The sequence below is a fragment of the Acinetobacter sp. YH12052 genome, assembly GCF_013419835.1.
Lineage (GTDB): Bacteria > Pseudomonadota > Gammaproteobacteria > Pseudomonadales > Moraxellaceae > Acinetobacter > Acinetobacter amyesii.
This window is the reverse complement of record NZ_VOZI01000016.1, coordinates 71,834-84,358: the sequence shown is the minus strand read 5'-3', so window position 1 is coordinate 84,358 and position 12,525 is coordinate 71,834. Positions and strand designations below refer to the sequence as shown.

At 39.8% G+C, this 12,525-nt stretch carries 11 protein-coding genes and 1 rRNA gene; 11 read left to right on the top strand and 1 reads right to left on the bottom strand.

The window, feature by feature from the left end; all coding sequences use genetic code 11:
• The 8 genes from rrf to hisC all read left to right on the top strand — a co-directional run.
• Positions 1–106 (top strand): 5S ribosomal RNA (rrf, locus tag FTU06_RS12975); the annotation flags it as partial.
• 274 nt (positions 107–380) lie between these two features.
• Positions 381–1,835 carry an RNA polymerase factor sigma-54 gene (locus FTU06_RS12970; RefSeq protein ID WP_180147048.1) on the top strand — a complete coding sequence of 485 codons (1,455 nt, stop codon included), beginning with the start codon at positions 381–383 and terminating at the stop codon, positions 1,833–1,835.
• 168 nt (positions 1,836–2,003) lie between these two features.
• Positions 2,004–2,336, top strand: coding sequence for a ribosome hibernation-promoting factor, HPF/YfiA family (hpf, locus tag FTU06_RS12965; RefSeq protein WP_078191195.1), 333 nt, complete (start codon positions 2,004–2,006; stop codon positions 2,334–2,336).
• Between the two features lie 135 nt (positions 2,337–2,471).
• Positions 2,472–2,723, top strand: coding sequence for a BolA family iron metabolism protein IbaG (gene ibaG / locus FTU06_RS12960; protein ID WP_078191194.1), 252 nt, complete (start codon positions 2,472–2,474; stop codon positions 2,721–2,723).
• 6 nt (positions 2,724–2,729) lie between these two features.
• Positions 2,730–3,986: a UDP-N-acetylglucosamine 1-carboxyvinyltransferase gene (murA, locus tag FTU06_RS12955; RefSeq protein ID WP_078191193.1), complete on the top strand. Its 1,257-nt coding sequence runs from the start codon at positions 2,730–2,732 to the stop codon at positions 3,984–3,986.
• Positions 3,986–4,687, top strand: coding sequence for an ATP phosphoribosyltransferase (gene hisG, locus FTU06_RS12950; RefSeq protein ID WP_078191192.1), 702 nt, complete (start codon positions 3,986–3,988; stop codon positions 4,685–4,687). The genes murA and hisG overlap by 1 nt, the downstream gene beginning before the upstream one ends.
• Before the next feature lie 202 nt (positions 4,688–4,889).
• Positions 4,890–6,191, top strand: a complete 1,302-nt coding sequence (gene hisD / locus FTU06_RS12945) for a histidinol dehydrogenase (protein ID WP_180147045.1) — start codon at positions 4,890–4,892, stop codon at positions 6,189–6,191.
• A gap of 181 nt (positions 6,192–6,372) precedes the next feature.
• Positions 6,373–7,470 (top strand): histidinol-phosphate transaminase, encoded by a 1,098-nt coding sequence (gene hisC / locus FTU06_RS12940; protein ID WP_180147042.1) that lies wholly within the window; start codon positions 6,373–6,375, stop codon positions 7,468–7,470.
• 118 nt (positions 7,471–7,588) lie between these two features.
• Here the strand turns inward: hisC and pabB are convergent, their stop codons facing one another.
• Positions 7,589–8,929: an aminodeoxychorismate synthase component I gene (gene pabB, locus FTU06_RS12935; protein WP_180147039.1), complete on the bottom strand. Its 1,341-nt coding sequence runs from the start codon at positions 8,927–8,929 to the stop codon at positions 7,589–7,591.
• Between the two features lie 255 nt (positions 8,930–9,184).
• Between pabB and FTU06_RS12930 the strand changes: the two genes are divergently transcribed.
• From FTU06_RS12930 to FTU06_RS12920, 3 genes are all read left to right on the top strand, one after another.
• Complete coding sequence (locus tag FTU06_RS12930; protein WP_168378499.1) at positions 9,185–10,234, top strand: DUF6160 family protein; 1,050 nt, start codon at positions 9,185–9,187, stop codon at positions 10,232–10,234.
• Positions 10,235–10,430: 196 nt separating this feature from the next.
• On the top strand, positions 10,431–11,264 hold the full coding sequence (locus FTU06_RS12925; RefSeq protein WP_180147036.1) for a C39 family peptidase: 834 nt from the start codon (positions 10,431–10,433) through the stop codon (positions 11,262–11,264).
• Positions 11,265–11,324: 60 nt separating this feature from the next.
• A complete protein-coding gene (locus FTU06_RS12920) occupies positions 11,325–12,524 on the top strand; it encodes a hypothetical protein (RefSeq protein ID WP_180009927.1) in 1,200 nt (399 codons plus the stop codon).
• Position 12,525: the final 1 nt, after the last annotated feature.

Sequence of the window (12,525 nt, the reverse complement as noted above, 5' to 3'; positions counted from 1 at the left end):
AATAGCAAGAGTGAACCACCTGATCCCTTCCCGAACTCAGAAGTGAAACCTCTTAGCGCTGATGGTAGTGTGGGGTTACCCATGTGAGAGTAAGTCATCGCCAGCTCATTATTCGAAACACCCCCTGACTAGTGCAGGGGGTGTTTTTTTATGCGTGGAGAAAAAAGAAAAAGGGAGAGGGAATTAGAGTGAAATTAATAATATATCTAATTAAATAATTCATTTATAAGGCGAATTGTTCCTAATAAAAGAATAAATTAGCTGAATAATGAGTCTAAAAAAGACAAAAAATCGGGCGTTCTGTTCAAAATTATGCTATAAAAAATAAAACGGCATAAAAATTGCTTATAAAGTGCGGTTAATTATAGGGGGTGTTATTAATGAAATTAGCGATGGGGTTAAAGGTTGCCAATTCCTTATCATTAACACCTCAATTACAACAAGCCATTCGTTTATTACAGCTTTCAAGTTTGGAATTGGAACAAGAAATTCAAATCCAACTTGACAGTAATCCTCTATTAGAGAAAGTTGAAGAACAAAATACCGTTGAAAGTTTAAATGGCTTACAAGAACAAGAAAGGGAAAATAAAGACTTAACCAATGAATTAAATGCCGATCATTTGCCTGATGAATTACCAGTGGATACAGAGTGGGATGATGTTTATACGCATCAACCCACAAGTTTAGGTGCTGCTGAGTTTGAAGAGCGCGAAGATAATCGGCAGGGTCATCAAAGTTTACAAGCGCATATGCTTGAGCAAGTTAATCTTTTACACTTTTCTATGATCGATAAATTAATTGCGCACTGTATTGTCGATGCACTAGATAACAAAGGTTTTTTAGATTGTGACTTAAATGAAATTACCCAATCTGTTCAGCATCTTTTAGACTCTATGGATTATGAAGAAGAAGTCGAAGATGACGAAGTTTTAGTAGTTTTAAAGCATATTCAGCGTCTAGATCCTGTGGGGGTAGGCTCACGCAATCTTGCCGAATGTTTAATGGTGCAAGTTGAAAATCTTCCTGAACATGTTGAATATCGATATGAAGCTATTTTATTATTGAAAAATTATGAGTTGCTGATTACCAATGAATTACCCAAGTTGATTAAGCAAACGGGTTTAAATACGGAACAACTTAAACTTGCCATTTCTTTATTAAAAACCTTAAAAGCGCATCCAGGGCAAGAATTTGAAGATAAAGATTCAGACTATCAAATTCCAGATGTTGTGGTGTTAAAAAAGAATGAACATTGGTTGGTTCAATTAAATCCTGATGTAATGCCAAAACTACGGGTAAATTCTTTTTATGCCAATATGATCAAGCGTGCTGATCAAAGCGATGACAATCAATATTTACGTAATCAAATGCTTGAAGCTAAGAATTTCATTAAAAGTATTGATGAACGACATAAAACTTTATTAAAAGTAGCAACCTGTATTGTGGAGCATCAACGAGCGTTCTTTGAACAAGGGCCTGAGGCAATGAAGCCTTTGGTACTGCGTGATATTGCGGAAGAAGTTGAACTCCATGAATCCACAGTTTCACGTGTAACCACAAATAAATATATGCTCACACCACGTGGATTATTTGAGTTGAAATATTTCTTCTCAAGTCATGTTGGGACATCGTCTGGTGGTGAAGCGTCTTCGACTGCGATTCGTGCAAAAATTAAAAAGCTGATTGCAGAAGAAAATACACGTAAGCCATTGTCTGATAATGCAATTGCAGTTTTGCTTAATGCAGAAGGTATAGATGTTGCTCGTCGTACGGTTGCGAAGTATCGTGAATCGTTACATATTCCATCATCTTCAGAGCGAAAAGTGTTGATCTAAATTTGAAAATCTGACTATTCTAGAGGTTCATTATGACGAAATAATGAATCTCTTTTTTTATAAGGAATGGCCGAAATGATCTGATTGTGTAAATGTATGCTTCGCATATTGAGTTGGATGATTCGGCTTGAACTTTTCCAGTCCTGAAAGAAGGTGAGGAATAGAATTATGCAGATTACAATTCGTGGCCATCATTTAACAATTACGCCAGCAATAGAAGAAAATATTCGTCTTAAATTTGCGGAAATGACCAAACATTTAGATCAGGTCAATAGTATGCAAGTCAAACTGACTAAAGATCATCAGGTTGATAAACGTTCAAAAAAAGGTAGTGATAATCATATTGCGGAAGCGATTATACGATTACCTGGGACAGAACTTTTTGCGCAAGCGTGCGCTGATGATATGTATACCTCGATCAAAAAATTGTCTGAAAAATTAAAAAAACAATTACATAAACATCGAAAAATGCAGCTCATTTATATGCCTTTAACGGTTTAGATTGTAAATTGTACAAAAAGAGGTTTTTTATAACCTCTTTTTTTATATATATAATGTATGTGACTAATGAATTATTTTTTAGATTTATAGTAAAATGACGGGTTTTACACCGTTAGTCCTATATGGGGTCTTGTGATGAATAGTGAACAGCTCACTGAAATTTTAAAAGCTGCTTTTCCAGAAGCTGAGGTTGCAGTTAGTGGGCAAGGCGGCAAATTTGATCTACGCATCGTCGATGATCAATTTGAAGGCAAACGTCCTGTTGCTCGTCAACAATCTGTTTATGCACCTTTGAACTCCTACATTGCCAGCGGTGAAGTACATGCAGTAACAATTCGTGCAATGACCAAAGAAGAATGGCGCAAAGCAAGCTTATTCGGAGCTTAATAATTAATGGATAAATTTCTGATTCAGGGCGGTACTAAGCTCGAAGGTGAAGTTCGTATTTCTGGTGCGAAAAATGCTGCATTGCCATTACTCGCTGCAACTATCCTTGCGGATACACCTATTACATTAACCAATGTTCCAAATCTAAAAGATGTGAACACCTTAGTGAAATTGATCGCAGGTTTAGGTGTTCAAATCAGTTATGAAGGTGATACGGTTAAGGCTGATACTTCTAGCTTAGATAATCAATTTGCACCATATGAACTCGTGAAAACCATGCGTGCATCTATTTTGGTGCTTGGCCCGTTATTGGCGCGCTATGGTAGTGCAAAAGTGTCTTTGCCGGGTGGGTGTGCAATTGGTTCACGCCCTGTAGATCAACATTTAAAAGCTTTAGAAGCACTTGGTGCAGAGATTGAAGTTGAAGCAGGTTATGTGCATGCCAAAGTGGATGGTCGTCTAAAAGGTGGCGAAGTTGTCTTTGATATGGTCACAGTTGGTGGTACTGAAAATATTCTAACTGCTGCGGTTCTTGCAGACGGTGTAACGACCATTCGTAACGCGGCTCGTGAACCTGAAATTACCGATCTTGCTAATATGTTAATCAAGATGGGTGCAAAAATCGAAGGTTTAGACACAGATACTTTGGTTGTTACAGGTGTTGAAAGCCTACATGGCTGTGAATATGCCGTTGTTGCAGATCGTATCGAGACAGGTTCTTATCTTGCTGCGGCGGCAATAACTGGCGGTAAAATCAAAACCACGCATACAGATCCAAATTTATTGGAGTCTGTGCTAGATAAATTTGAAGAAATGGGTGCGGAAGTTACGCGCGGTGAAGATTGGATTGAACTGGATATGATGGGTAAACGCCCGAAAGCAGTAAGTTTCCAGACTTTACCACATCCAGAATTTCCAACCGATATGCAAGCACAGCTCATGGCGGTGAATGCAATTGGCCGTGGTTTTGCCACAATTTCAGAAACGATTTTCGAAAACCGTTTCATGCATGTACCTGAATTAGCACGTATGGGTGCCAATATTCAGGTTGAAGGTAATGATGCTGTTGTTACAGGTGTAGAGAAATTATCTGCTGCACCAGTGATGGCAACTGATTTACGAGCTTCTTTCTCATTGGTTTTAGCAGCACTTGCCGCTGATGGGGAAACGTTGATTGACCGTATCTATCATATTGACCGTGGTTATGAAGATGTTGAAGCGAAGTTACAAGGTTTAGGTGCCCAAATTAAGCGAGTAAGTTAATGAGCGATATGAGAAACGATGATCCTAATTTTGACGTAATGGGCAATTTTGATCATGGTTTAACTTTAGCATTAAGTAAGGGACGTATCTTAAAAGAAACTTTGCCATTGTTGGAAACAGCTGGTATTAACCTATTGGAAGATCCGGATAAATCTCGTAAGTTAATTTTTCCAACGACCCACAAGCACGTACGTATTTTAATTTTACGTGCTTCTGATGTACCAACTTATGTTGAAAATGGTGCTGCAGATATTGGGGTGGCAGGTAAAGATGTGCTGATGGAACATGGTGCACAAAATGTGTATGAACCATTGGACTTAAAAATTGCCAACTGTAAGTTAATGACCGCAGGTAAAGTTGGCATGGTTCGTCCGAACGGTCGTTTAAAGATTGCAACCAAGTATGTCAATTTGACCCGTCAATATTATGCAAGCTTGGGCGAACAAGTTGATGTGATCAAACTTTATGGTTCTATGGAACTTGCACCATTGGTTGGTTTAGGCGATTACATTGTCGATGTTGTGGATACCGGGAATACTTTACGTGCCAATGGTTTAGAGCCTTTGGAAGAAATCTGTAAAGTGTCTTCACGTTTAATCGTGAACAAAGCAAGCTTTAAACGTAAACAAACTTTGTTGAATCCAATTCTTGCACAGCTAGAAAAAGCCGTGGAAGAACGCGAGCAAGCAAAAAAAGCATAAGCTATTAAGCTTCTAGCTATGCTGATCAAACCGCTCAAATTTGGGCGGTTTTTTTTATGAAAACTGAAAAATAATGATAAAACTGTATTTTCACCAATTTTAACGAAAGTTATTTTCAATAAAACTCCACATGAACACATGCGATAGATGTCCACAAGCTGCTGTAAAACAGGTAAACTAATCTTTTCCAATAGATTACCTTGTGGGTAAATTGATGCGACGTTTATCGACTCAAGATCAAAACTTCAAGCAAGCTTTTGCTGACTTGTTGGCTTTTGAAACTGTGAATGATCCAGAACTTTTAAAAACCGTTGACCAAATCATTGCTGATGTTCGTCAGCATGGTGATGCTCATGTTCTTAAATTGACACAGCAGTTCGATCGACATCCAGCGCATCAATTCTCAGAATTAGAGCTGACACAAGAACAGTTGAAAGCAGCGTTTGAGGGTTTAAGTTCAGAAGTGCGTGAAGCCTTAGAACTTGCTGCGAACCGTGTTCGTGAATTTCACCAAGCGCAAAAGCAAGACGGCTGGACCTATGTTGATGCTTTAGGAAATACGCTTGGTCAAAAAGTCACACCGCTGGACCGTGTGGGTATCTATGTGCCGGGCGGTTTAGCTTCTTATCCGTCTTCTGTATTGATGAATGCTGTACCTGCGCATGTTGCTGGTGTGCCTGAAATTATTATGGTAGTGCCTGCGCCGAATGGCGATTTAAATCCATTGGTTTTGGCGGCAGCTTATTTGGCTGGCGTACACCGTGTATTTACCATTGGCGGCGCGCAAGCGGTTGCAGCATTGGCTTACGGCACAGAAACCATCCCATCTGTAGATAAAATCACTGGCCCGGGAAACCGTTTCGTTGCTGCAGCAAAACGTGCAGTATTTGGTCAAGTCGGCATTGATATGATTGCAGGGCCATCCGAAATTTTGGTCTATGCAGAAGGTCAAAACAATGCTGAATGGCTGGCTATGGATTTGTTGTCTCAAGCGGAACATGACACTGTGGCTCAAGCGGTGTTCATTACGCCAGATGCAGAACTTTTAGATCAAGTGGAACTATGGATTGAAAAGCATTTAGAAGCTTTGCCTAAAGCAGATATCGCGCGCACTTCAATCGAAAACCGTGGTGCATTGGTTTTAGTCAAAGACCGCGCTGAAGGCGCTGAATTGATTAACCAGGTTGCGCCTGAACATTTGATGCTGTGCTTGGATCAAGCGCAGGAAATGGCTGAAGATATCCGCCATGCCGGTGCAATTTTTATGGGTCGATATACGCCTGAAGCGATTGGTGATTACTGTGCAGGTCCAAACCACGTGTTGCCTACTTCGGGCACAGCGCGTTTTTCATCACCGCTCGGTGTTTATGATTTCCAAAAGCGCTCAAGTTTAATTATGTGCTCTGAAGATGGTGTGAAAAGTTTAGCGAAAACGGCTGATACATTAGCGGAGCAGGAAAACTTAGATGCGCATGCGCGTTCAGCACGCTATCGTTATCAGTAAGAAAATATAGACTAGGTGAAAAACTTAGTTTTCCAAAAATATAAACCTCTCCCTAACCCTCTCCTGAAAGGAGAGGGGAAATCTCATAAAATGAATATTCCTCTCCCTGAACGAGCTTTAAGGATTCCTTTAAAGCGAAGTGCAAGAGAGGTTAGGAGAGGGTGAGAAAGAGCAAAATAAAATGCCAAATATTACCGCTGAACAAATGCGTTTTTGGAGTCCTGATGTACGTGAATTAGAGCCGTACACACCGGGTGAACAGCCTAAAATCCAAAATATTTTAAAACTCAATACCAATGAAAACCCGTATCCGCCATCGCCAAAAGTGGTGGAAGCAGTTCAAAAAGTGTTGGCAAATTCTGCTGACGTTTTACGTTTATATCCAGATCCAGATGCGTCTGAGTTAAAGCAAGCGATTGCAAAACAGCAGCATGTACCTGTTGAGCAGGTCTTTGTCGGCAATGGCTCGGACGAAGTTCTGGCGCACATTTTTAAAGCCTTTTTTGTGCAAGAGCTGCCGGTTTTGTATCCAGATATTACCTACAGTTTTTATCCGGTATATAGCCAATTTTTTGGTATAGCTGCCAATACTAAAATTTTGCCCCTGAACGATGACTTTGAAATTGTGGTGGATGACTATAAACAACCTAATGGTGGCATCATTATTACCAATCCGAATGCGCCTACGAGTATTGCTTTAGGTTTGTCTGCAATTGAGGAAGTGTTGCAAGCCAATCCGAATTCAGTGGTTGTGATTGATGAGGCGTATGTCGATTTCGGTGCGGAATCTGCTGTGGCTTTGGTTGCGAAATATGAAAACCTTGTGGTTTGTCAAACGACGTCTAAGTCGCGTTCACTTGCCGGTTTGCGCGTTGGTTTCGCGATTGCGCAGCCGCATTTAATCGCAGCGCTTGAGGCAGTAAAAAACAGCTTTAACTCCTATCCGATGGACCGTTTTGCGATTGCAGCAGCCGTGGCGTCATTTGAGGATCAAGCGTATTTTGAAGCGCAAAATGCCAAGGTGATTGTGAGCCGTGAAAAACTTGTAGAGCAGCTTTCTGAGCTGGGCTTTAAAGTATTACCCTCTGCGGCAAACTTTATTTTTGCATCATTGCCAACGAAAGACGCGGGTGAATTAGCTGCTGAATTGCGCGAACGCGGAATTATTGTGCGTTACTTCAATAAGCCGCGGATTAATCAGTTCCTGCGGATCACCATTGGTACAGATGAACAAAATCAGCGCCTTGTGGATACGCTTAAAAACGATATTTTGGCTTGATTGCTGCAAGCTACTATAAATTTAAATCTACCCTAATCTTCCTTTCGAAAAGGTGAGAAGCACTGCTTCGCAAGGGGAGGGTTATAAAAAAGCGATTCAATTGAATCGCTTTTTTTGTTTAATCTTTCGTATACCACGTGTTTAACAAATCCAGCATCGCTTTGACTTTATCAAAGCATTCTTGATATTCAGCATCGCAATCAGACGCGATGGTGATTCCGCCACCTGCCCACAGCGAAACCTGATCTTGGTATTTTTGAATAGAGCGGATCAAAATATTCCAAGAGCCCGTGCCATCGTGATTAAAATAACCCATCGAGCCGCAATAGGCACCGCGCGGGGCGCCTTCAAGTTCATCAATGATTTGCATCGCGCGAATTTTAGGCGCGCCGGTAATCGAACCGCCTGGCAGGGCAGACATCAGAACCTCAAAAGGGTGTACATCGGTTTTCAGCACGGCCTCAACTTCACTGACCATGTGATGTACCTGATTAAAACTTTCAATATCAAAAAGTTTAGGTGTTTTTACAGAACCTGTTTCTGCATAAACACTCAAATCATTACGCAGTAAGTCGACAATCATGACATTTTCAGCCATGTCTTTTTCAGATGATTTTAACCGTTGTTTTGACTGCGCATCTAACACTGGATCTTCATAGCGAGGCATCGTGCCCTTGATTGGCTTAGTAATAATCTTGCGTTCAGGCTTAAAATCTATAAAAAGCTCAGGAGAACAACTTAAAATTTCAAAATCATCAATACGTAAGTAGCCTGAATATGGTGCATCAGTCAGTGACCAAAATTCTTGAGCAGTATCTAAGAGTGAACCGTTTGCTTGAGCTGTGAACTCTTGTGTTAAATTAATTTGATAGCAATCGCCCGCTGTAATATATTCCTGAACTTGATCAAAGGCTTTTGTGTAGTCTGACTTGGACCATCTTGCAGTACATTTTTGTCTTAATTTAAATTGATTCTGAGCGATCTTAGTTTGAATTAGGTGATCAATGTAGTCGTAAATCTTAGCTGCAGAATGATCAGAACTATAAAAATACCAACCATCATTTTCTAGTCTTAAGTAACTAGAAAATTGCCCCAAAAACAAGCGAGGTTGCGCTTTGGCATGGAGGGAAATCTGTTGCTGCGCTGCATAATCATAACTAATAAAACCAGACCAGCCCCCAGAAAACCCACTGCCTAATTTTGAACATAAATCTTGGAAGGCGATATCTGGCAAGGGTTGAGTATCACATTCCTCATATTGATCTAAATTGGTACGGACATAAGTTTTAAGTTCATCATTCTTAAATTGCTGATATTGATTTGCCAAAAAGCAAATAACAGGTTGGTTTTGATCTTCTAAAAAAATCACATGTGACAAGGGTGCAAGCGCTTGCAAAATATTTTGAGCACTAACATTTTGTTTGAGAATAAATTTTTTAAAAGAAATCGGTTTTTGCATCAACAGAGAAATTAAATTTAAAGACTAAAATGAATTTTATACCATTCCTAATTCATTTGGCTTGCAAATACCGTTTATCGGTAAGAATTAGATTGCGACCAACGACAGTTGAACAAATTTCAGCTTGGATATAATTTAATCGAGCGAGCAAACAACTCAAGGAAAGATTTAACAGTTGTCACAAAATAATATTACAGCTGAATAAATCGAGTGGTTGAAAATCAAAAAAAATAAATACTCTTGGGAGAGTACCGTATGAAAAATTTCACTAAATTAGCTCTAGTTTCTTCAATCGCATTTAGTGCGAATGCTATGGCTATGCAAGCAATGGACGATGCTGCACTTAGTTCAACCACTGGTCAAGATGGTATTAACATCGGGATTGGTATTTCAAAAGTTGCAATCGAGAAACTTTACATTCACGATAATGACGGTTTAGCAACTGATGCAAAAAACGTTGTGACAGGTACAAAAGTTACTTTTGATACAACTACAACTCCTCCTACGCCAACAGGTTTTGCTGCAAATGCAGAAGTTTCTTCAACAAATATTGTTGGTGGTACAGGTGTAGCAGGTGCTCTTTTAATTAAGGGGAACGGGATAGCCGGTGATGCTAATGAAAAGCATGGTCTTGTAATTACTGCGAATTCACAAGCTTTGTTAGCAAGTCATAATTTGGCTGATTTACGTATTGACTCAGATGCTGGTAATTCTGCAAAAGGTGGAGCGTTTGTTAATATTGCAGCACAAGTTTCGGGCTTAGATATTAAAATTGGTGAAATTGGTGTGACTGCATCAGGTACGGCTGGTACAACAGGTATTCGTCGTGGTGGTGATGATAGCAACTACAATGCAATTCTTTCTGGTTTAACTTTGAAAACAGGTCAGATGGCTGCAAATATTCAACTTGGTGCAGCTCCACAGGGTGCAATGATCAAATTGAATACAACTATGATTGGTGGTTTAGAGATTCAAAATCTAGGTATTCTGGATGCATCAACTAAAAACGCTACACGTGCTGCTGGTGAAATCTTTATTGAAAGCATAAAAGTTGCTGATGCGGGTAAAACAGACTTAACCATTAACCAAGATATTAGTGTTTATGGTGCAGAAGGAACATCAAAAGGATATATTCAAATGGTGAGCAACTCTGGTCCAATTGATAACTATGTGAAAGGTGTTCATTTAGGTAGTCGTACTGCTGGTTCAATTGGTGATATCGAAGTTCAAGGCTTGCAAACATATTATAGCCCTAGTTTAGGTGTTTATAATCCAGGTTCTGTGATTACGATTTCTAGTAAGTAATTTAGAATAAAATAAGGCGCGTGTTGATCACGCGCTTTTTTTTACAAAAAAGTGCGGAATGACCCAACAAAGCATAAAAAAATGCTGTTTTTTTATAAAAAAAAAGGTATCTTGCATAATACATGGATGTAGAGCATTAGCTCTAAAAAATAATGAAAAAAGGCACATCATTGCCGATAACTAAAAGTTAGAACTTATGTTAGAGATAGCTGTGGGCTCGGCATTGATGTATTACTTTGCCAAAGAGTCCTTCGAATTAAAAGAAAAGCCAGTCGGAACAGTTCACTATACCGAAACATTGGATTCACGAAATGATTCCTTTACTCGGATGCACCGTGAATCTGTAAAAATTAAACCTGCCATAGAAGATCAATTTCGAGGCATCGTTCGGCAAGCCTACGACTACAGTTGTGGTTCAGCAGCCTTAACCACTTTATTAAATGGTTATGTAGGTACACAGCTGACTGAGCAACAGACCATGAATGGTTTGCTGAAATTTGGTGAAACTGAAAAAATTATCGAACGTCGAAGTTTCTCCTTATTAGACATGAAACGTTTTGTCGCTGCTGTCGGGCTAGACAGTGGGGGCTACAAAGGTGAGTTTTCAGATCTAGTTAAGCAAGGCCAACCTGCGATTGTTCCGATTTCATATGCTGGTTTTAAACATTTTGTGGTTTTTAAAGCCTATAAAGATGGGCGTGTTTATGTTGCAGATCCAGCACTGGGCAATATCAGTTTCGATGAAGTTCGATTCCAAGAAATATGGGAAAACAACACATTATTCTTAATCAATGTTGCGCCTGAGCAACGTAAAAATTTATTGGCTTTGCAAGATTCAGACTTGCGACATGTTGAAGATGCAACCGTGAACCGTTATGCATTGGTTGATATTCAATATCCGCAGTTTTATATGGAAAAAATTGCGGACAAAGCATCTACGATACGACTTGATAAAAATATGAATGAAGAGTCGGAGTCTTATGGTAAATCGAATTACAACTTTCTAAGGCTTTACTATAAGAGTAAATAATTAGATGAATGCGTATAACAAAGCGTCAAGATTAAAAAAATAAAAACGGTGGGAAGGAACATGAATCGTAAATGGATGAACAAAACACTACTAGCCATGAGTATTCAAGTGGTGATGGGGGTTGCATATGCAGCTGAAGAGCCAAGTCTAGGAGAGTATGATCCGGTTGAGCAAGAGACAGTTGTTGAAGAGTCGGCATCTCCTGTTACGGCAACCCAAGCTGATACTACACATGAAGCTACTGCCGAGCCAGAAATTGGACAGTATGAATCTGTAGAAGAGCCCGTACAAGCTGAAATGCCACAATCCGAAGTCGCTACTGCCAATGAAAAAGCATCGACAGCACTTCAGCAACAAGAAGGTGATGCGAGCCAAGAAGCGAATTTACAGGAAGTATTTAGCTCGAATGAACGTCAGTATTCATTGATTAAAAAAGGTGAAATATCATCTTTTTACGATATAGATTACACCTATTACCGTGATACACAGCTTGATATGGAAATGGCACAAGGCCAGCTTTATCAACTACGTGTACAAGAAAATGCAACACATTCGATGACCAATACATTTACCGTGCAATACGGTGTAATGGATAATTTGACATTCTCTGCATCTTTGCCTTTAGTGGCGAAAACTGATTTATTAAAAGATACTTCAACTGCAGGTTTAGGGGATATTTCTTTAGGCGCACGTTGGGAACCCTTCCCATTGAAGCAAGGTCGTTTGCCTCTTATTTTATTTGGTAATTTGTCCACGAAAACTGGTGATAGTCCATACGAAATTAATGCTGTAAATGATCTAGCAACAGGTAAAGGTTACTATTCTGCAGGTATCGGTGCCAGCACACGTAAATATATTGATCCCGTTGTGTTGTTTGCATCCGTCTCGGCAAACTATGGCTTCAAAGAAACTGACTTAAACCAACGTCGTGGTTCGCGAGTCATTGAAGAGTTTGAACCGGGGATTAGTGGCGGTTTTGCATTCGGTTTTGCATACTCGTTTAACTACGATGTTTCCCTTACCATGTCATATCAACAAAGTTTCAATACCGGCGCTGAATTTACCTATAGCAGTGGCGAATCCTATTCACCTGCAGACCAAACCAGCTCAACTCTCGCGATTTCTTTAGGTGTACGTGTATCTCCAGAGACCATTGTGAATGGTACGGTGGGGTTAGGTTTAACTGAAGATGCACCAGATGTGTCATTAGGGTTGTCTTTCCCGTTGGATATTCTAGGTTTTGGAAAAAAACTTCGTTAAG

What these genes read in the sequence shown, in the direction of transcription:
- murA (WP_078191193.1), top strand. Translation starts at nt 2,730, where the DNA reads ATGGATAAATTTCTGATTCAGGGCGGTACTAAGCTCGAAGGTGAAGTT.
- hisC (WP_180147042.1), top strand. Translation starts at nt 6,373, where the DNA reads ATGCCAAATATTACCGCTGAACAAATGCGTTTTTGGAGTCCTGATGTA.
- FTU06_RS12920 (WP_180009927.1), top strand. Translation starts at nt 11,325, where the DNA reads ATGAATCGTAAATGGATGAACAAAACACTACTAGCCATGAGTATTCAA.
- hisG (WP_078191192.1), top strand. Translation starts at nt 3,986, where the DNA reads ATGAGCGATATGAGAAACGATGATCCTAATTTTGACGTAATGGGCAAT.
- hpf (WP_078191195.1), top strand. Translation starts at nt 2,004, where the DNA reads ATGCAGATTACAATTCGTGGCCATCATTTAACAATTACGCCAGCAATA.
- FTU06_RS12970 (WP_180147048.1), top strand. Translation starts at nt 381, where the DNA reads ATGAAATTAGCGATGGGGTTAAAGGTTGCCAATTCCTTATCATTAACA.
- FTU06_RS12925 (WP_180147036.1), top strand. Translation starts at nt 10,431, where the DNA reads ATGTTAGAGATAGCTGTGGGCTCGGCATTGATGTATTACTTTGCCAAA.
- FTU06_RS12930 (WP_168378499.1), top strand. Translation starts at nt 9,185, where the DNA reads ATGAAAAATTTCACTAAATTAGCTCTAGTTTCTTCAATCGCATTTAGT.
- ibaG (WP_078191194.1), top strand. Translation starts at nt 2,472, where the DNA reads ATGAATAGTGAACAGCTCACTGAAATTTTAAAAGCTGCTTTTCCAGAA.
- pabB (WP_180147039.1), bottom strand. Translation starts at nt 8,929, where the DNA reads ATGCAAAAACCGATTTCTTTTAAAAAATTTATTCTCAAACAAAATGTT.